Below are 20,171 nucleotides of genomic sequence, written 5' to 3'. Positions count from 1 at the left end.
CCTGATGTCCATCGAACTGACCCGCAACTTCTCCATCATCGCCCACATTGACCACGGGAAGACCACTCTCTCCGACCGGTTGCTGGAGTTCACCAAGACCATTTCAGAGCGCCAGCAGCAGGATCAGCTGCTGGACTCCATGGATCTGGAGCGCGAGCGTGGCATCACGATCAAGGCGCACCCCGTCACCATGAGCTACAAGGCCAAGGACGGGAAGACCTACAAACTGAACCTCCTGGATACCCCCGGGCACGTGGACTTCTCCTACGAAGTATCCCGCTCCCTGGCTGCCTGCGAAGGAGCCCTCCTCCTGGTGGACGCCTCTCAGGGCGTGGAGGCCCAGACGGTGGCCAACCTGAACCTGGCATTGCAGCAGAATCTGCACGTCATTCCGGTCATCAACAAGATCGACCTTCCGAGCGCCGATGTGCCTCGCGTGAAGAAACAGTTGGAGGACATCCTGCAGCTCTCTTCAGATGAAGCCGTGCCGGCCAGTGCCAAGATGGGCATCGGTATCGAGGACATCCTGGAGGCTGTGGTGAAATACATCCCCGCCCCCAAATCCCTCGGCGAAGAACATTTGCGCGCCTCGGTGTTTGACTCCGTCTTCGATGCCTACCGCGGCGTGGTTTCCTATGTCCGCATTTTCAGCGGCAGCGTGAAGCGCGGCATGAAGGTGCGCATGATGTCCACCGGTCTGGACTATGAAGTGAAGGATGTCGGCGTCTTCCGCCCGAAGATGTCCACCGTGCCGGAGCTGCACGTTGGAGACGTCGGCTACATCATTGCCAACGTGAAGGCCACGTCGGACGTGAAGATCGGTGACACCGTCACGGAGACCCGTAGACCCTCCCCCGAACCCCTCCCGGGCTTCAAGGAAATTCACCCCCTCGTGTTCAGCGGCATCTACCCGGTGAGCACCGACGACTTTGAATCGCTGAAAATGGCGATGGGCAAGCTGCAGATCAACGACGCTGCTTTCAGCTACATGGCAGAGAGCTCCGCCGCCCTCGGCTTCGGCTTCCGCTGCGGCTTCCTCGGCCTGCTCCACATGGAGATCATCCAGGAGCGCCTGCGCCGTGAGTTCCAGATGGACGTGATTTCCACGTACCCGAGCGTTATCTACGAGGTGCTGAAGACCAACGGTGAAATGGTCATCGTGGACAACCCCTCCTTCCTCCCGCCCGTGCCGGAGATCGAGGAAATCCGCGAGCCGATGGTGAAGATCTTCCTCATGGTGCCCAACGAGTACATCGGAGACATGATGCAGCTCGTCATGGACAAGCGCGGCGACGTGCAGCACACGGAAACCCTGGACGACAACCGGGTCATGATCCAGTGCATGCTGCCGCTCAACGAAATCCTCGTGGACTTCAATGACAAGCTCAAGAGCGTGACTCGCGGCTACGGCAGCATGGACTATGAACATGCCGGCTACGTGGCCTCCGACCTCGTGAAAATGGACATGCTCATCGCCGGCGAGCCGGTGGACGCCTTCTCCTGCATCGTGCACCGCAGCAAGGCAGAGTCCCGCGGCCGGGCCCTCGCCGCCAAGCTCAAGGAAGTGATCCCCGTACAGCTCTTCGTTGTCGCCATCCAGGCCGCCATCGGCGGCAAGGTCATCGCCCGCGAATCCATCAGCGCCATGCGCAAGGACGTGACCGCCAAGTGCTACGGCGGTGACATCTCCCGTAAGCGCAAGCTGTTGGAAAAGCAGAAGGAAGGCAAGAAGCGCATGAAGGCCATCGGCCGCGTCAACATCCCTCAAGAGGCCTTCATTCAGGTGCTTAAGACCGGGGATTGAGCAGCACCCTTCGCATACGCTGCTCCTGGTGCGTCACCACAGGGGCAGCCAACGCCCCTCTCTCCATCCGCGCCTTTCCGGCGCCCCCTCAACCGACACCACCCAGTCTCAGCCAGCCATGTTCCAACCGCGCTTCATCAAGCACGCCAAGCTGCTCCGCAAGGGGGTCACCCGTTTCCTCCACTACAAGCGCGATCTGCTGCCTGCTGCCAAGCTGGATGAGATCAACGGACTCCGCGCTGAACTGGACAGCGCCATCAGCCAGCGCAACAGCACCCGCATTGACGAGCTGAGCAAGCAGCTGAATCAAGTCTGTGAGCGGGCTCTGCCGGAGGCCCGTACCACGGAGTGGGCGGAAAACATCGAGGTCTTCTTCGTCTCCATCGTCATCGCCCTGGGCATTCGTTCTTACATTGCCCAGCCTTTCCAGATCCCCACGGGCTCCATGCAGCCTACGCTGAATGGCATCCGTGCTGAAGCCACGGAGAAGGATCCCAATCCGGGCCTCCTTGGCAAGCTCGGCGGCTTCTTTACCGGTACCACCTATCTGAATGTGGTTTCAGATCACGAAGGTGAGCTGGCACCCACCGCCCTTACGGAGCACAAGTTCCTGATCTTCCGTCCCTACACGAAGGTCCACTTCGCCGATGGGCACACCATCAAGATCTCCGCCCCTATCCGCCAGCTCACGGATGACCTGCAGTTCTGGGCCCACGCCAACACGGATACCGAGCTCGGCAGCAACGACACCCCGGACATGCGCGCTGCCGTGAACCGTCGCACCGGCTCCCGCTCTTACATTCGCAAGGGCCAGCTCCTCGCCCGTGGCATCGTGCAAAACGGCGACCACGTCATCGTCAACAAGTTCGCCTACCACTTCCGCCGCCCCACCCGCGGGGAGGTGTTTGTGTTCACCACCAAGAACATCTCCCGCATCGAAAGCGGCAACTTCGACGCGCGCTGGGGCTCCCAACACTACATCAAGCGGCTCGGCGGCGTTCCTGAGGACACCGTGGCCATCAAAGACTCCCAGCTCTTCATCAACGGCCAGCTTGCCACTGAACCCGGCTTTCAGCGGGTGATGACGGGCACTTACCTCGAGCCCAAGGACGGCTATCGCGGGTACCAGGACGCCATCCAGGACGCCACCGGCCGTCGCGTGCCCGTGCGTGGCGTGCAACTGGAGAAAAAGCAATACATGGCCCTGGGAGACAACAGCTACTTCAGCTCTGACAGCCGCTACTGGGGCCCTGTCCCCGAGCAGAACGTTGTTGGCCCCGGCTGGTTCTGCTACTGGCCGCTCACCAGCCACTGGGGAGTGATTCGGTAGCTCAGTAATCCAGTGGACCAACGGTCGAATTTGACCGCATGGTCTCCACTGGGTCGGGTCAGATCACGCCAGCCACGCTGTTCGTTGCTCCGACGATTCACGAGAGCAAACGGGCAGAAGACCGACGCATCGAGTGTCCCTTGCACCGGAATGTAGTCCCGACCGAGGGGTGGCGGCTGCTCGGCACCCTGCTTCCGAACCCAGAGGGTTCACTACGAATAAGCCGAGGGTGAAGCGAGCGCAGGAACAACGCAATTCTACCGCGGACCGGCAAGCCGATAGCGCCCCCTCTTGGAAGCAAACTTCTCGCCATGGATCAGCCAACTGGGCGGCGACACAGCGAGCCCCCCATCCTGCCACGCGCTCCTCACCCGAGCGCGAACCAGTGGTAACACATCAGGTACACCAGCACGCCTGTCACAGAGACATACATCCAGACTGGAAACGTCCAGCGGGCGATTCTCTTGTGTTTGTCGAACTTCTTCTTCAGCGCAGGCACCACCGTCATGATGATCATGGGCAGATTGACGATGGCGAGAAAGACGTGGGTAATCAGGATGGTGTAGTACACCCACCGGATCGCCCCTTTGCCCTGAAACTTCATGCTGGGTACATGGAAGTGATAGATCAGGTAGCTGGTAAGAAACGCTGCGGAGACCACCAGCGCCAACGACATGAGAGTGATGTGAGCGGAGCGCTTGCCCAGCTTGATGCAGATCCAGCCCGACAGCAGCAGAACAGCGGCGGCGGCGTTGAGGGTGGCGTTGAGCGCAGGGAGTTCGTAAACTTCCATGGTGGTGGTGCAATCAATCGTGAATGAAGCAATGGCGGACGAGAGAGCGACTGCCTTTCCGCCTCATTTGCCTCTCAATCAATCAAATCATGCAATTCCGGGCAGAATCAGACGGGAAGCGCCAAGCCCTGCGGCTTTCTTCTGAGAGCAACTGAGCGCCCAGGCTCGCAGGATGGCGGCAAACCACCCCTTACTTGGTGTTTTTGCCCTGTTCGTCCTCGACTTTGTCTTTGAGCAGTGTGGCGATATCTTTGCGGATCTTGTCTTTCCAGAAGGCCTTGAACTCTGGGTCGAAGCTGGCCACGTCGTACATGCCACGCACGTGACTTTTGTGATCCACCAGGGCGACTTTCATGTCGTGGATGTACTTGTCATCCGGAGAGAGGCGGTCTTTCTCAGGCACATCCTGCACGCCCTGAAACCCGAAGTAGCGGGTCATGTAGGAGCGCACTTCCTTGGTCTCCCCATTCACAAACCACCAGTTGTCCCCTTTGATTTTCAGCCCTTCAGCGAACTTGCTGAGTTGCTCAGGGCCATCCGCAGGATCCACACTTACCGAGAGGAAATGGACGTCTGGATTGGCCTCCAAATCATTGTGCAGGCTGAGGAGCTCCCCCACCACGCCGGAACAACCACGAGGGCAGTGAGTGTACACCCAGCAGGCGACGATGATTTTGCCTTTCAGCGCAGCGAGTTCCACTTTCTGGCCATTGCGCTCCACGAACCCAATATTCTTCTCCAGTCTGGACAACATGGGCAAGCGCTGTTCCACCATGCCCGCCGACTCTTCCCGCTCCTTCTTGATCTGGCTCACCATGTAGTTCCAGCCGATCACCACACCGCAGACAATCACGATGATGGGCACCCAGACGGTCAGCGGATTGATGCCCTTGGGCGCGTCATCCGGTGAAGGCTCAGTCGGAGTGGAGGGCGGCGTGGGGGTGCTCATGGCTTGATCAGACACGGGGATAGACGGAGGCGGAGGTCGAAGAGAGGAATGGTAACAGGATCCAGTACGCTTACGAACGGCGAGGCCGCTACGTGGCAAAATGCCACGCCGTTGGCGGCTGATCAGGCTTTCCAGAACACCATGCTGATACCCAGCAGGAGTGGCAGGTACATGAGGGTGAAGAAGAACAACTTCCGTGCACTCGCCCGGTCGCGAATTTTGTAGAACTTCCAGGCCAGCCACACCAGCATCAGGTTCACCAGAAGCGCAAAAGGGAGGAACCAGTAGGTGGTGTCCCCCGCAAAGGGAGGCAGGAACACGAGCGCCACGGCACAGAATGAAAAAAGCAGGGCCAGCTTGGAGGTTTTGCCCCCCGTATCATCCTCATTGGCCCACATGACAAAGCCGCCCTTGCGGTACTCATCCCGGTACATCCAGTTGATCGCGAGGAAGTGAGGGAGCTGCCAGAGGAAAAGCAGAGAGAACAGGAAGATGGCCCCGCTGGAAGAAATCAATTCCAGACGGAAGTAAGCGTCATTGTTGACCGGGGGACCTGCGGCCCCAGCCCACCCGATGAGCGGCGGCAAAGCGCCGGACACCGCGCCCACAATCGTGTTCCAAGCCGATTGCTGCTTCATGGGGGTGTAGATGAAGAGATAGACCGCGAGCGTCATGGCACAGAGAGCGGCGGACTCCACGTTCACCATCTTCCCCAGGTGCAACAAGGCAAAGGCGCTGAGCAGCCAGCCGACTCCAAAGGCCACACCCGGCTCCATCCGGCGCGAAGGCAGGGGGCGATCCGCTGTGCGGTCCATCCGCTTGTCCGGCTCGATCTCCATCAACTGGTTAAACACCGCCGCGCCAAAGGCGGCCAAGGCACTGCCCAGCAGGGTGTGAAACATCAATGGCAAGTTCAGATCCTGCCCACTGCGCCCAAGCCAGTAACCCACAAAGGTGGTCACCAACACGAGAACACTGAGACGAAACTTCGTCAGCGACATCAGGTCCTTCATCGTGACGTTGGATGGGGTATTCGACGAGGTGGCGGTCTCTGACATGACGGAACTCTGCATCTGGCTCTCTGAAAAGACGGGACTGGGAAATCTAAACTACAGGACTGGGCGCATCGGTCTCCATCGGTGCTGACAAGTCTTTCGCCCGGGTTGCCCGATGGCTGCCGAGCAGCCAGAGGAACAATCCACTCACCAGCAGGGAAGACAAGCCAATGTGGAGAATCTGTGCGATCCGAACGATTCCGACCTGGGACAGTACCACACCGAGCACCATCTGAGCGCAAACGAGTCCCACAATCCCTCTTTCCAGCCAACCGACTCGGCCAAGCACTTGAGTTGACTTCCAGTGAAACAGGAAAGCCACTCCCAAGATAATCCATGAGAAACTCCGATGGAGGAGGTAAACGACCGTTTGATCCAGTTCCTTGACCCAGAGCTCACGCTTCTCCCCCGCGTGGAGCATGGCAAGGTGATCCGTCATCTCCCGAACTTGGGACCCCATGACACCCTCCAACACGACCAGGGCAAACAGCAGCAGCCCAATGCGAAACAGAGCTTTGCCCCCGCCCCCGATCACGGGAAGCTTCCACGGTTGAGAAGTGCCACGCCAGGCGGTGTACACGAGAAAACACTGCAAGAGAATGGCCAAAGCCATGTGCAAGGTGATGATGCCGGGCTTCAGACCGCTGAGAACCACCCGCGCGCCCAACCAGGCGTTGATCAGCACCAGGGCGAAGGAACCGAGTGCACCGGCAAAGACCCGGAAGCGACCCGCCCAGATCTGCCAAAAAGACGCCACGAGAAGAGCGGTCACAGACAGCCCCACCGGGAGGCTGGTCAGACGGTTGATGTACTCTACCCAGGTGGCGACAGGATCAAACTCGGCCCTCAACGTCTCCGGGGTGATGGAAGCGGGATCCCGCCCCAGTCTCGCGGCCTTCGCCCGGAACTTCTCGATGTTGAGTTTTTTGAAATCGATGTCCTCCGCTTTGGTCGGCGGAGTCCAGCATCCATAGCAGAGAGGCCAGTCGGGACATCCGAGGCCTGAGCCAGTCGCCCGCACTACTGCGCCCACAAAGATGAGCACTTCCACCGAGATGAACGCTATCAGGGCCAGCTTTTGAAATCGGGTCCAGTTCATGCCAGGAATGAGATCAGGGATGGGCGAAACGGGCTAAAAAACAACAAACGGCAAAGCCCCAAGGCTTTGCCGTTCGCAGAAATTCAAAGAAGGATCAAGGTCGGTCAGAGCGGTATTCTGTCGCAGAACCGCCACGGCGTCAGTGGGCTGCCGGGGCAGCAGGAGCCGGGGTGGCTTCGACTGCGGCCTTGGCGGTGTCGCTGTTTTCCTTAACGAATTCGTCGAACTCCTTTTGCTCGATCACGTTCAACGTGGCCTTCATGCCGGAGTGGCCGGGGCCACAAAGCTGACCGCAGATGATGTCCCAGGACCCAGTCTTGGTTGGCTTGAACCAGGCGTGGCTGCGAACGCCAGGGGTGGCATCCTGTGCCATACGCATCGGCACAAGAGCAAGGTTGTGAATCACGTCCTTGCTGGTCACGTCCACGATCACGGGGCGGTTCACCGGAAGGGTCATCACGCCCACCTTCACGAAGTCATCCTTGCCGTTCGGGTCCTTCATGTCGCGACCGATCGTGTTCGGAGGGTTGGTGCCGATATCGATCAGCTTGAGAGCGGTGCGGCCCAGGGTATTGTCGGTACCACCATACTGGAAGCTCCAGAGGAACTTCTCGCCCACAGCACGTACCTTCAGCACGTTGTTGCCGGAAGGGTATTTTTCAGATTGCTGGCCCCAGAGCGGGAAAGCGAAACCGAGCAGAAGGATGGCTTCCACGATGACCACGCCGATCTCAATGTGAGTGGAGGCGTGACCGCGGACACCGTGATAGTCGGCCTTGGGATTCTTGCTCTGACGGAACTTGGTGAAGACGACCACCAGGAAGGCGGACCAGCCGATGAAAAGGAGCAACATGAACCAGTGCACCAGCTCAAGCATGTGGTCCACCATCTCGCCGTGTTCAGAAGCAAGAGCGGGAATCCCCAGAAGCTTGTTCAGGGTGGCAAGGGTGATCATCGAATCGGGTATCATGGGAATTTACAGGGACGAATTTTCGAACTCACGCTGCTTGCGTGCAAAGTTGAACATGATTTTGACGAGCAGGCCCAGCACGCTGAAGACCACGACCACCATAAAAAGGATGGCAGTGTTCGAAGCCTTGGCCACTTCGGACGACTGGTCCGGAAGACAGACGGCGCAGGCAAGCTGGTGCAGATGTAAGAGGCTCATGGTGTGATGGGGATCAGGATCTCAAACCTTGATGGTCTTGCTCTTCTTGGCGACAAACCAAATTCCGTAAACGAGCAGCAGCAGCGCCAGGGTACCACTCAGGTTCCCAGCAACCACCGCCCGGGCTTCCCTCGCCTGCTCCACCTCCACCACCGTCCAGGCCCAGAACCCCGCGGTGCAGAGAAACGACAGAACGATGAAGAGAATGTGGAAGCCTTTGAGGGACATGGCGGGAAATCAGTAACCGATGAACTTGGAGTGCAGCGGATCAGCGTAGCCGAGGTAAGTCAGCACGAAGAGGCCGATCGCAAAAAGCACGGTGAAGAAGAGAACCTTGTAGATGAGACCGCGTTCACTCTTCAAGTGCATGAAGATGAGGGCGACAAAGCTGGCTTTCACCAGGGCGATGAACATGCCGAACGCAATGTTGGCGGCGCGGGAGCCCATGTCCCAGTCCATCACCCCGACGGTGATGAGGGTGCCAAGGACGAGAACACCACCAACCGCCCAGATGATCTTGGACTGCTTCTTGTAGTATTCCGGACTGTCGTGGTCGTGATGGTCGTGAGCCATGATGGTAAAAAGCTGGGAATCAATTCCCGGGGCCGCAGCCCCGGAGAGTCGGGTTAGAGGAGATACAGCAGCGGGAACAGGAAGATCCAGACCAGATCCACGAAGTGCCAGAACAGGCCGCCCACTTCCACACGGTTTGCCAGGTGGTCAGGGTCCTTGTCGTAGATCCTCTTGCCGAACAACAACATGTGGCTCAGTACAAGTGCGCCGCCGATCACGTGCAGACCGTGCAGGCCCGTCAGAGTGAAGTAGATGGCGAAGTAGTTTCCGTACTTGGGAGTGAAGTTGGACCAGAAGGAAATGTCCTTCTTCCCGATCACAACCAGAGGATGGCCGTGGCTGCCAGCATGAGCTTCCGCAGCGTGAGCGCCATGGGAGTCACCAGCGGCTTCAGCAGCAAGCCCTTCCCCACCCGTCTTGGCAGCGTTGGCGTGACCGTGGGAGTCGTCCAGGCTGATCTTCATGGCATAGACGTGGCGAACGTAGTCGCTGTTGTCCATGGGCTGTTGGGGCTTCTTCTGGCTCTTGTGCTTCTCGATGAACTTGTTCAGTTCCACATCGTGGTGCTCGTTGAACTTCTTCTTCCAGTCGCCACCGAGGACACGCCACACGTCAGCGTTCTGCACGCTTTCAAAGGCCTTCTGGTCGCTCTTCTCGTCTGCAGCGAAGAGGCGGCGCAGATCGATCCGGTCCACTTCAAGGTGCATCGAATCATAGGCCAGCTTGCCGTCGATCACTGTGCCATCACGGAAATGGGCTTTGTGAGCATCGTAGGCGTTGTCGAAGAGCTTCGACGGCGGGATGTCAAACTTGAGCGGATTGGTCGCGGTAAGGACAATGAAGTCGATCTTCTTCTCCTGAGCATCGTGCACCAACTTCTTCACGGTAGCTGCATCCAACGTCACCAAGTTACCGGCGGCATCTTTGAACTCAGGCTTGCCGTCCACAATGTACTTGAGGAAACCACCGTCAGAACCATGGCGGAAAAGTCTCCAGTCAAAGAGGCCCTTGTCCATGTGCTTGGAGGCCAGCGTCACGGTCTTCACCTCATCAAACTTGATGTGATAAGGATGATCTTCCGGGAAGTGACCTTCCAAGGAGCTGCCGTCCTTAAGCAAAACACCGAAGTGATGGAACTTGTCAGCGTACTCGACGGACTTGATGGCCATGAAGCCACCAGCGCAGAGGATAGTGAGAGTCATCCAAACCTGGAACAACCGGAACTTCCTCAACTTCAGAGCCACCCACGCCTGCAGCACGGTGACACTGGAGAAGATCAGCACAAGGGTGTTGATGAAACCCCACTTAACGGTCAGCACCTGAACAGGCCAGGGGCCTTCGGGGGCGATGCGCAGGAAGATGTAGGCAGAGAAAAGACCGCCGAAGAGCATCACTTCAGAAGCGAGGAACAGCCAGATGCCGATCTTCGCATTGAACAGTCCGGTGTCCGGCCGGGGTTTGACGGTGTATGGAATTTCCATCAGAGCGAAAAAGTTGTCAGTTGGGAGAAATGATTGACTGGAACAGGAGTGGTTGGCCCCGGGGAGATCAATGCATGTGGGTGAGCTTTTCCTCAGGCTTCACGCCTTCTGGAAGCCACTGCGGGGAATAATCCGTTTCGGCGCCAGGAACGCTGTAGTCGTAAGCGTCGCGGTAAACCACGGGCTCTTGAAGGAAGTTGCCGTGTCCGGGAGGTGTCGGGGTGGCCCACTCCAGCGTGGTGGCCTGCCATGGGTTGTCCGACTTCACCTTCTTACCACCCTTGATGCTGAAGAACAGGTTCAGGATGAAAGGCACCTGGGCAATGGCCAGACCCCAAGCAGCAAAGGACATCACTTCGTTGAGCTTCAAAAGAGGGATGCCCATCCAGTCGCCACTGGACGTACCAGCGAAAGCAACCCCACCATCATGCCAGCGGCGGTGGAAGCCTGCCATACCCTGAATCAACATCGGGGAGAACAGCAGGTTCATGCACAGCAAGGAAGGCCAGAAGTGCAGGCGACCAAGCGTCTCGTTCATGAAACGGCCCGTCATCTTCGGGTACCAGTGGTAGATGCCGGCGAAGAGACCAAAGATCGTGCCCGGAGCCACCACATAGTGGAAGTGACCAATCACGTAGTAGGTGTCGTGCAGATAGAGGTCGATCGTGCTGAAGGCCAGCGGCAGACCGGTAAGACCACCGATACCGAACATCGGAAGGAACGCACAGGCGAACAGCATCGCCGTGTTGAAGCGGATGGAACCGCCCCAGAGGGTGATCATCAAGCACGTCAGAAGAATCACGGACGGCACCGAGATCAACACCGTGGTGATCTGGAAGAAGGTGGAGACCACCGGTCCCATGCCCGTGAGGTACATGTGGTGAGCCCACACGATGAAGCTCAGGAAGCCCAACGTGAGCACGCCGTAGATCATGGACTTGTAGCCCCAGAGCGGACGACGAATGTTGGCCGGGATGACGTCAGAAACGATGGCGATGGCCGGAAGGATGAGCACGTACACTTCCGGGTGACCGAGGAACCAGAACAAGTGCTGGTAGAGCAGCGGGCTGCCACCACCGGCGATGTCGAGGTGTTTGTTGGCTTCCACCAAGCCCGTCGGAAGGAAGAAGCTGGAACCGAAGAGACGGTCAGCGAGCTGCATGACGGCAGCGACTTCAAGCGGGGGGAAAGCAAGGAGAAGCAGGAAACCGACGACCAACATGGCCCAGCAGAAGAAGGGCAGGCGCATCCAGGTCATCCCTTTGCAGCGCAGGTTGAGGATGGTGGTGATGAAGTTCACCGAGCCCAACAGCGAGGAAGAGATCAGGAACACCATGGAGAACAACCACTGCGTCTGACCGGTGAAGAAGATGTTCTTCACGTCGATCTGTGCGGTCGTGGCCAGAGGAGAGTAGTTCGTCCAACCCACCTGGGCAGCACCCGTCGGGAGGAAGAAGCTCAGCATCATGAGCACACCGCCGATGAAGTAGAGCCAGTAGCTCCAGGCGTTGAGCTTGGGGAACGCCATATCCACTGCACCAATCTGCAGCGGCATGATGTAGTTGCCGAAAGCGGCGAAACCGAGAGGCACCACGCCCAAGAACACCATGATGGTGCCGTGCATGGCCCCAAACATGTTGTAGAGCTCAGGGCTAACCACCCCACCAGGAGCCCAGCGTTCGCCCATCAGATGGCCGAAGAGGGGCATTTCCGTACCAGGGAAGGCGATGCTCCAGCGCATCACCATCATGAGGAAGAAGCCCCACAGCAGGAAGCACATCGCAGTGAGACCGTACTGGATCCCGATGACCTTGTGGTCGGTACTGAAGATGTACTTGTAGAGGAAGCTCTGCTTCGGGTGATCGTGCTCGTGAGCATGATCCGCATGCGAGTGATCGTGGTGGGCGGTAACAGCGCTCATGAATAAAAGCAGGTGGTTCGGAAAACGGGGGATTGGAAAGGTGCGGTGCTCAAGCTCAGAGAGTCAGGATGCCGGTTGATTGCTATTACTTGGCTGCGGGCGCGGCGGCTGCGGGAGCTTCGCCCGGAATGTCCTTTTCGGCAAACTCCGAGAGTGTGGCGGCCGTCCAGGGACCCACATGGGCCTTCGTTTCGGCGCGGACTTTCTTCACCATGTCCGGCGTCACCAAGGAGCCCTTGTTGCCCCAGGAGTTCCGGATGTAAGTGATCACGTAGGAAAGTTCCTTGTCGGAAAGGCCCGACTGAGGAGGCATCACGCCATTGTAGTTTGCACCTTTGACAGTGACGCTACCGCTCAGGCCGTGAAGGGCAATACGGGCGATGCGCTCGGTGCCACCTGCAACCCATTCCGAACCAGCGAGCGGCGGGATCAGGCCTGGCTGACCACCACCGGATGCACCGTGACAGCCCTGGCAGCTGTTGTAGGAATCGGCACCCTTTTTCATCGCTAGGGCGAAGGGATCGAGAGTGTCTGCGACATCAAGCTTGATCGGCCGAGTATCCGTCACCTTCCCGAGGTAGGGCGAGTTCTGCTCGAATTCAAATCCACCGACGTAAGCTCCGGCGTAGCCACCGGCGAGCACCATGGCGGCCATGCTGGCGACAAACACCCACAAGGGAGCAGGTTCGCGGCCAGGCTGGGCGTCAGGCTTCTCGCGCTTCACGGCAGCGTGAAGGCGGTCGAGGTCAGTATTGTCAAAGTTCTGGGGCTGATTCTCGTTCATGGCTCGTCGTTACTTGCTGTCAGCCACCACCTTGCCGGGCTCGGGGGCGTCTTTTTTCAGGGAGCAAAGGTAGTTCACCAGTTCCACGGCTTCGGCGGTCGGCACCACTTCGTAGCCTTTCTTGGGAGCCAGATCCTTCGGAAGCTTCAGAGCGTCGGGAGAACCGGCACCTTGAATCTTCTGCACCTTGTAGAGGTGGCGGTAGGACGGCATGATGCTCCACTCATTCTGGGAACGCGGGGCATACAGCTTCACGTGAAGAGCTTCACGGCCGGCTTCACCCACCACACGGTAGCCGAAGTTGGCGAGGTCCGGACCATTCCGCTGGACACCTAGAGGAGCCACTGGCTCACCGAGGTAGTCACGCATGGTGCTGGCGCGCACAACATGCTTCGGAATATCGCTTTGATCACTCCCCCACCCCTTCTTCCAGCCATCAGAGATGTTGTTGAAGGTGGTGCGGATAACCTGGGTGTGGCACTGCACGCATCCCTCTTTAAGATAGACGAGCTGACCTTGGCGGTACACACCTTCGGCCGGATAGAAGCCGGTCAATCCATCACGATCCTTGTCGTACGGGATAGGAACGGTCTTCTGGGCTTTGAGAGCAGGAATGACGACCAGCAGGAGCCACGGAGCTCCGAAACTGACACCCAATCCAATCACGAGTTTGCGCAAGCTGGTCATGCTTCTTTGGTGGTAACCGATGTTAAAGTTCCGGGGACGTAGTCATGGTGGCGGTCATGCACAAGCAGGGTTGGCGTCGTGCTACGACGTCCCAGACCCAGTACCATGAAGACAAGGTGGACAAAGAACCAGAAGTTCGACCACAGGATGAAGACCCAGGCCAGAGAGCGGCCCACAAGATAACCACGGGCGTTGATGACACTACCGACCATGGGTTGATTCCAGTTGTCGGGGCTGTTGACGCTCGCGCCTTGGAACAGACCGCCGACCAGCATGCAGACCACCATGGCGCTGATGCCGTAAACGGAGAACCAGAAGTGCTGGCGAATCAGGCGGGCGCTCAGCCACTCACAGTTGGCCAGACGGGGAACGATGTAATAAATCGCGCCGAACATGGTCATGCTGAAGAAGCCGTACACCGCAAGGAGCTGATAGCCGTACTCGGCGTAGGTGAACTGGGTGTTGGAACCCGTCCAGAACGTACCCAGCAGGGCGCTCACGCCACTCATGAGCACGTAGCAGAAAGAACCAACGAACACGAAGCGAAGCGTGGGGCTGCTCTCGATGAGGCCGCGCTTGCCCTCAGTGGTGAGGTGGTTGTTCAAAGCCACAATGCCAGCCGGAACAAGGAGCAGCAGTGCCGCGGTGCCGCCGACTGCGGACATCCAGGCGGGAAGCGGCCCACCCATGTACTTCTGGTAGCCAGTCCAGCCACCGAGAACCACCAGACCCCAGAAACCCAACTGCGCAAGCTGGCCGCTGAAAACCGGCTTGCCGGTGATCTTCGGGATAAAGTAGTAGCAGGCACCCAAGCCAATAGGAGTGAAGAACAGCCAGATGATGTTGCTCACGTACCAGGCGTTGATGCCAGCGCCAATCGCACCAAGCGGTGAAGCCGGGGCATAGTGGTTGAGCAACAGATTCACCGTGGCAAAAATCCAAGGGAAGCAGAAGAGACCCGCGAGAATGTACCAGGAGGAGAGGAAGAACCAGTTCTCACGCTGCACCGCGTTGAAGTGCAGCACCATGCGGCCAGCGATGATCAGGAATGACACCAGGAAGAGCGGCCAGACGAACGCCGGGAACTCCAGCCAGGCCAGCGAAGTGCTGCCGCCGAAAAGGATTCCGATGATACCGAGCGTCACACCGATGTTCCAGAACACCCCAGCGGTAACCATCGATCCGGCACCACGCTCCAAAGCCACACCGGAGCGGCGGGCAAGGATCCAGACGCTGGCACCAAGGCCGGACTGGATGGCCCAGCCATAGACCAAGGCCGTAAGATGGGCTGGCTGAAGGCGCCCGTAGTTGAGGAACCAGAGCCAGTCGTAGTCCAGGAAGCCCGGCTTAACGAGCTTCACAGAGGCGATCAAGCCCATGATGGTGGATGCGAGCAGCCAAAGGGCGGCGTTGGCGAACAGGAAGAGCACCGGCCCCTTCACCGAGCGGTCAATGGCCGCGCGGCGTAGGCTGTCGCTGTTTGAGACGGTCGTGTCAGTTGTCTCCATGGCAGGTCAGGTAAAAAGGAAAAAACGATGCTTACTGAGGTTGGGGTGCGGGAGTTTCCGGAGCGGCAGGCGGAGCCGGAGCCTCAGGAGCGGGAGTGGTGGGGGCAGGAGCCGGGGCTGGGGCCGGGGCGGGAACTGGAGTTTCCGTCTTCGGAGCCTCGGGGGAGGGAGCAGGAGCAGGCGCTGGTGCTTCGGGGGCAGGTGCGGGAGCTGGCTTGGGTGCCTCAGGAGCCGGGGCGGGCGCTTCCGACTTAGGAGCTTCTGGTGCGGGAGCCGGAGTTGGCTTCGGTGCCTCAGGAGCGGGGGCTGGCACGGGTGCCGGAGCAGCTGGAACGGGTGAGGGTGCCGGGGCTGGCGCAGGCGCTTCCGTCTTAGGTGCCTCGGGAGCCGGGGCGGCTGCCGGAGCAGGCGCGGCAGGCATCGGAGCCGGGGCAGGAGCCTCGACCTTTGGAGTTTCCGGTGAGGGAGTCTGCGCAGGCGCTGGAGCCGGGGCCGGTGAAGGCGCTGGAGCCGGGGCCGGTGAAGGCGCTGGGGCTGGGGCGGCAGCAGGCTTTTCCTCCGCTTTCTTCGCAGCTTCCGGTGCGGGAGCAGGAGCGGCTGCGGGAGCAGCAGCTGCCTTCAACGCTGTCGGGGAACCAGGCACCACCTGCGTGGAGGTGGAGGGCTTGCGCTCCTTCACAAGTTCAGCGGCTTTGGCAAGCACAGGAGTCGAATCATGCTTCAGACCGTACTTCTCAACGAGGGCATCCTGTTCAGCAGCGATGCCTTCTTTGACTTTGACGCGAGCATCATGATCCCGGTACTCAGGCGTACCGCCAGCGATGGCTTGCAGCAAGGCAGCCACGACGGCGAAGCTGGCAAATGCCGCCAGCGTGCCCAGAAAGACTGAGAGCGCTCGGGAGGGTGTGGGTGGCGTGGGAGACGACATGGGAAACTCTTAGTTGGTGGCGGTGACGGACTCCAGCAGGCGGGGGTCACGGCAGGGATACAAGCTGGCTTTGGAAAGACGGCGCAGGTAAGCCCAGCCGCAAAGACCGCCCATGGTAAGCAGGGCAATCACATCCCCCACCCAGGCTCCGTCGAGCCACAAGACTTTACCCTCGGAAAGGGAAGGTCCACGCTCGGGAATGATGAGCCAGTACCAGTCCACCACGTGCATGAGCAGCACCCAGAAACAGAGGGCGTTCATCACGCCGGTGCGCTTCTTGCGGCCAGCGGAAAGCAGCAACACGAAGGACACTGCGAAGTGGAGCCAGACCAGCACGTGGCTGAGGTACCACCAGCCGCCTGTGTTACGCAGGATGTAGAAGCGGGTTTCTTCCGTGATGTTTGCGTACCAGATCAGGAAGAACTGGCTGAAGGCGATGTACGCCCAGAACACCGTGAAAGCGAAAAGCAGCTTGCCCATCAGGTGGTAGTGCTCGCCACTGGTCACCTTGTGCAGGTAGCCGTTGCTGCGGACATACGTCAGCGCGAGGATCGAGACCGCCATGGCACCCCAGGCACCGCCGGCGAAGATGTAGACGCCCCACATGGTGGAGAACCAGGTGTAGTCCATCGCCATCACCCAATCCACCGCCGAGAAGGTCACGGCGAGGGCGAACGGAAACAGGAGGATGCAGCAGAAGGCGCGGGAGCGGAACGTGTGCTTGAAGCTGCCGTCCTTGTCCTGCTGGATGGACCACTTGCGCAGGAAATAAGCGAGGGCACCGAGAATGGCAAAGTACACCACCACACGAACATACCAGAAGCTCAGGTTCAGGTAGCCGTACTTGGAGGTCAGGATGTGCTTGGAGTGATCCGTCTCCGCCAGGTGGTGCAGCCCTTCATAGGTGCCCCAATTCGCGCCAGAATGATCCGCATTATACTTAACAGCCTCTTCTGCCGCTTTGTGATGAATCGGAATCCACTCCCAGAGGGCGTTCTGAACGGAGGGAATGAATACGAAGGGAAGCACGAACACCGCCATCCAGCCAATGTTGGAACCGAGGTTCTCAAACAACCGGCGCACCACCACACTCCAGCCGGAGTTGGAGGCATGCTGGAGCATGGTCCAGAAGATGCCGCCGCAGGTGATGGTGAAGAAGAAGAAGAAGGCAAACAACCAGCTGTAGGCGAACTCCGCCTGCTTCTGCTCGCCAAGGAAACCAAGGAGGTAGGCCAGGGAGGCCACCAGACCAAGGCCGCCGATCACGAGGAACAAGCCGTTCAGCTTGCTGACCTTCGTGAGATCGAGCCGTTCTCCGTCGCGCGGCAGGTCGTCAAGAGTGATGGGATGGGCGCTCATGCTTTGCTTGAAAGGAAATTACTTGGCCGGATTTTTTGCCGCATGCTGGAGGGCGCGAACGTAGGCGACGATCGCCCAGCGGTCCTGCACTGTGATGTTGGCGCCGTAGCCGCCCATCTGGTTCCAGCCATTTGTGATGGTGTCGTAGATTTTGCCGTCGGGCCGATAGGCCGGGTTCGAGGCATCATCAAAGCCGGGGCCTGTCAGGTCGGCGGGAACGACGGTGGAGTACTTGGTGAACACACCCTTGCCGTTGCCGGAGGTGCCATGGCAGATGGCGCACTGGATGTTGTAACGTTCCTGGCCGCGCTTGAGAAACTCGGTGGAAACCTTCAACTCTTCAGGAAAGCCATCGCCGTAGTAATCCCCCACCTTGCCGGTGTAGTAATACGTGGATCCGTGGGTGAACTCCATCGTCTGGGGCGTGTAGCCTTCACTCGCCGGCTTGCTGGGATGTTCGAAACCCATGGGCACAGTGCCCGCGACCGGGTGACGCATGCCCACGCCGTCCGCGAAGAAGTGACTCTTCACCTGGGCCTTGACTTTGGCTTGGTCATCCATATCCGGGAAGACCTGGATCGGAGGCTTTTCAAACTTGTGGCCGCGGAAGCCCGCAAAGCTCACCACCGTCACCACGACGAGAAAGTAACTGAGGAAAAAGTATTTCATGGACAGTCGTGATGCTTACAGTTCGTCCTCAACGAGTTCGATGTTCTTTCCGCCAAGCCCTTCCAGGAGGGCCCTGGTTTCAGCCTGGTGGAACTTCGGATCGCGGGCCTCGATGCAGATAAAGAACCCGTCGTCGGAGAACTTCTTAAAGGTCTTGGCCGCGAAGAGCGGGTGGTTCAGCCGTGGAAGCCCCATCAGAGCGAAGCAACCAAACACCGTCGTGAACGCTGAGAACAGAATCGTCAGCTCGAACATGATCGGGAAGAAAGCCGCTGTCGTGAAGATGTTCGCCGGCTTGGACTGCACCACCGTGGGGTAGATGCCCACCTGGGTGATGTAAGCCAGGCAGAAGGCTGTCGTGATGCCCGCTGCGCCGCCAAAGAAGACAAACCAGGGAAGAATCGAACGCTTGAGCCCCATCGCCTCGTTCAATCCGTGGATCGGGAACGGCGAGTGAACGTCCCAACGCTGGAAGCCAGCGTCGCGGATCTGCTCGGATGCGTGATAAACGTCGCTGGCGCTGTCAAATTCAGCCAGGTAGCCGTGGACTCGTTTGAGAGTGGTTCGTGCCATGTGAAAATTCCTCCAGCGAGGGGTTAGGAGACCTTGACCTTTCCGTACTCGATCTCCAGTTCGTGAACACCCTTCTCGTGATGGTCGTCATGATGCGGGTTGGCCTCAGGGAGCACTGCCTTCACTTCTGCCACAGCGATCACCGGCAGGAAGCGCAGGAAGAGTAGGAAGTTCATCATGAAGAAGCCGAACGTCCCGATGAAGGTCCAGTTGTCGACCCAGGTGGCGTCGAACACACGCCAGGAGCCCGGCATGAAGTGGCGCTCCAGCGTTGTCACGATGATGACGTAGCGCTCATACCACATGCCCGCGTTCACGCACATGCAGACGAAGAGGACGACGAACAGGTTTTTACGGCACCACTTGAACCAGAACAGCTGCGGCACGAAGACGTTGAAGCCGAACATGCAGTAGTAGTACCAGACGGACGGACCGTAGAGACCACGGAGCTGGAAGGTCTGGAGTTCGTACTGGTTGCCCGAGTAGTAGGCCATGAAGAACTCCATGCTGTAGCCGTAACCGACGATGGTACCGGTCAGCAGGATGATCTTGGCCATGTTGTCGATGTGCTTCTCTGTGATCAGGTCATAGAGACCGTAGATCCGGCGGGCCGGGATCATGAGTGTAAGCACCATGGCGAAGCCGCCGAAGATAGCACCCGCGACGAAGTAGGGCGGGAAGATGGTGGTGTGCCAGCCAGGAACCACCGAGGTGGCGAAGTCAAAGGACACCACGGAGTGCACGGAAAGAACCAGCGGGGTGGAAAGGGCCGCCAGGAGGAGGTAGGCCATTTCGTAGTGGTTCCACTGACGGTTGCCACCACGCCAGCCGAGGGCGAAGATCCCGTAAAGGGTACGGCGAAGGCCAGGCTTGCAGCGATCGCGAAGGGTCGCAAGGTCGGGAACAAGACCGATGAACCAGAACATCACGGACACCGTGAAGTAAGTGGACACCGCAAACACGTCCCAGAGGAGCGGTGACTTGAAGTTCTGCCAGATGGCGTTCGCGTTCGGTACCGGTGCGAGGAACCACACCATCCAGACACGACCGACGTGGAATGCCGGGAAGAGACCGGCGCACATCACCGCGAAGAGGGTCATTGCCTCAGACGCCCGGTTCACCGCCGTACGCCACTTCTGCCGGGTGAGGAAGAGAATGGCGGAGATGAGGGTGCCGGCGTGACCGATACCGATCCAGAACACGAAGTTTGTGATGTCCCACGCCCAGGCAACCGGCTGTTTCTGGCCCCAGACACCCACCCCGGTGGAGATGAGGTACACAAAGCAGAAGGCCATGATGCCCGTCAGGATCACCGACGGGATAAAGAGGATCCACCACAGCTTGGGCTGCCGGTTTTCCACGATGCCGCAGATGCGGTTCGTGATCCAGCTGTAGCTGCGGTTGTTCAGGACCAGCGGTTCGCGATCAAGGATGCGCGGCTGGTTTGAGGATGAGTGGGAGGCGGTCGCCGTTTGCTGGGCCATGACAAA

20 protein-coding genes are annotated in these 20,171 nt (G+C 59.0%); 2 read left to right on the top strand and 18 right to left on the bottom strand.

From position 1 onward, the window contains the following. The first annotated feature begins 4 nt into the window (after window positions 1–4). Window positions 5–1,804 (top strand): translation elongation factor 4, encoded by a 1,800-nt coding sequence (gene lepA, locus BV106_RS17160; protein ID WP_038166733.1) that lies wholly within the window; start codon window positions 5–7, stop codon window positions 1,802–1,804. Between the two features lie 118 nt (window positions 1,805–1,922). Next, a complete protein-coding gene (gene lepB / locus BV106_RS17155) occupies window positions 1,923–3,134 on the top strand; it encodes a signal peptidase I (protein WP_038166731.1) in 1,212 nt (403 codons plus the stop codon). Window positions 3,135–3,501: 367 nt separating this feature from the next. On the opposite strand, the gene BV106_RS17150 is transcribed toward lepB, so the two are convergent. The 18 genes from BV106_RS17150 to nrfD all read right to left on the bottom strand — a co-directional run bounded on the left by BV106_RS17150 (window position 3,502) and on the right by nrfD (window position 20,165). Further along, window positions 3,502–3,927: a DUF420 domain-containing protein gene (locus BV106_RS17150; protein ID WP_038166730.1), complete on the bottom strand. Its 426-nt coding sequence runs from the start codon at window positions 3,925–3,927 to the stop codon at window positions 3,502–3,504. A 190-nt stretch (window positions 3,928–4,117) separates the two neighbouring features. Next, window positions 4,118–4,876: an SCO family protein gene (locus BV106_RS17145; protein ID WP_038166729.1), complete on the bottom strand. Its 759-nt coding sequence runs from the start codon at window positions 4,874–4,876 to the stop codon at window positions 4,118–4,120. Window positions 4,877–4,998: 122 nt separating this feature from the next. Continuing rightward, the gene (cyoE, locus tag BV106_RS17140) at window positions 4,999–5,934 is read right to left on the bottom strand and encodes a heme o synthase (protein WP_063767950.1); all 936 of its coding nucleotides are present in this window, start codon (window positions 5,932–5,934) and stop codon (window positions 4,999–5,001) included. A 46-nt stretch (window positions 5,935–5,980) separates the two neighbouring features. Then, on the bottom strand, window positions 5,981–7,030 hold the full coding sequence (locus BV106_RS17135) for a COX15/CtaA family protein (RefSeq protein ID WP_038166728.1): 1,050 nt from the start codon (window positions 7,028–7,030) through the stop codon (window positions 5,981–5,983). A gap of 139 nt (window positions 7,031–7,169) precedes the next feature. Continuing rightward, complete coding sequence (locus BV106_RS17130) at window positions 7,170–8,000, bottom strand: cytochrome c oxidase subunit II (RefSeq protein ID WP_265595781.1); 831 nt, start codon at window positions 7,998–8,000, stop codon at window positions 7,170–7,172. A 6-nt stretch (window positions 8,001–8,006) separates the two neighbouring features. Further along, window positions 8,007–8,198, bottom strand: a complete 192-nt coding sequence (locus BV106_RS17125) for a hypothetical protein (RefSeq protein WP_038166724.1) — start codon at window positions 8,196–8,198, stop codon at window positions 8,007–8,009. A 21-nt stretch (window positions 8,199–8,219) separates the two neighbouring features. After that, entirely contained in the window at window positions 8,220–8,426 is a 207-nt protein-coding gene (locus tag BV106_RS17120) for a hypothetical protein (protein ID WP_038166721.1), read from the bottom strand. A 9-nt stretch (window positions 8,427–8,435) separates the two neighbouring features. Beyond that, window positions 8,436–8,771 carry a cytochrome C oxidase subunit IV family protein gene (locus BV106_RS17115; protein WP_038166720.1) on the bottom strand — a complete coding sequence of 112 codons (336 nt, stop codon included), beginning with the start codon at window positions 8,769–8,771 and terminating at the stop codon, window positions 8,436–8,438. A gap of 53 nt (window positions 8,772–8,824) precedes the next feature. Next, a complete protein-coding gene (locus BV106_RS38615) occupies window positions 8,825–10,252 on the bottom strand; it encodes a cytochrome c oxidase subunit 3 (RefSeq protein WP_051945979.1) in 1,428 nt (475 codons plus the stop codon). A 67-nt stretch (window positions 10,253–10,319) separates the two neighbouring features. Next, window positions 10,320–12,173, bottom strand: coding sequence for a cbb3-type cytochrome c oxidase subunit I (locus BV106_RS17100; protein WP_038166717.1), 1,854 nt, complete (start codon window positions 12,171–12,173; stop codon window positions 10,320–10,322). Window positions 12,174–12,258: 85 nt separating this feature from the next. Then, entirely contained in the window at window positions 12,259–12,957 is a 699-nt protein-coding gene (locus tag BV106_RS37365; RefSeq protein WP_051945978.1) for a cytochrome c, read from the bottom strand. Window positions 12,958–12,966: 9 nt separating this feature from the next. Further along, complete coding sequence (locus BV106_RS17090) at window positions 12,967–13,644, bottom strand: cbb3-type cytochrome c oxidase subunit II (protein WP_038166715.1); 678 nt, start codon at window positions 13,642–13,644, stop codon at window positions 12,967–12,969. Further along, window positions 13,641–15,152, bottom strand: coding sequence for a cbb3-type cytochrome c oxidase subunit I (locus BV106_RS17085; protein WP_051945977.1), 1,512 nt, complete (start codon window positions 15,150–15,152; stop codon window positions 13,641–13,643). Before BV106_RS17085 ends, BV106_RS17090 begins: the two co-directional genes overlap by 4 nt. Before the next feature lie 31 nt (window positions 15,153–15,183). Then, window positions 15,184–16,080, bottom strand: a complete 897-nt coding sequence (locus BV106_RS38610) for a hypothetical protein (protein ID WP_265595780.1) — start codon at window positions 16,078–16,080, stop codon at window positions 15,184–15,186. Window positions 16,081–16,089: 9 nt separating this feature from the next. Then, the gene (locus BV106_RS17075) at window positions 16,090–17,439 is read right to left on the bottom strand and encodes a hypothetical protein (RefSeq protein ID WP_038166714.1); all 1,350 of its coding nucleotides are present in this window, start codon (window positions 17,437–17,439) and stop codon (window positions 16,090–16,092) included. A gap of 18 nt (window positions 17,440–17,457) precedes the next feature. Continuing rightward, a complete protein-coding gene (locus tag BV106_RS17070; protein WP_038166713.1) occupies window positions 17,458–18,108 on the bottom strand; it encodes a cytochrome c in 651 nt (216 codons plus the stop codon). Window positions 18,109–18,123: 15 nt separating this feature from the next. Next, a complete protein-coding gene (locus tag BV106_RS17065) occupies window positions 18,124–18,681 on the bottom strand; it encodes a DUF3341 domain-containing protein (RefSeq protein ID WP_038166712.1) in 558 nt (185 codons plus the stop codon). Window positions 18,682–18,704: 23 nt separating this feature from the next. Further along, complete coding sequence (nrfD, locus tag BV106_RS17060) at window positions 18,705–20,165, bottom strand: NrfD/PsrC family molybdoenzyme membrane anchor subunit (RefSeq protein ID WP_038166711.1); 1,461 nt, start codon at window positions 20,163–20,165, stop codon at window positions 18,705–18,707. Between the last annotated feature and the right edge of the window lie 6 nt (window positions 20,166–20,171).

It is taken from the genome of Verrucomicrobium sp. BvORR106 (assembly GCF_000739655.1).
Classification (GTDB): Bacteria; Verrucomicrobiota; Verrucomicrobiia; order Verrucomicrobiales; family Verrucomicrobiaceae; genus Verrucomicrobium.
Note: the sequence above shows the minus strand (reverse complement) of the source record. Positions and strands in the feature narration are given on the sequence as shown.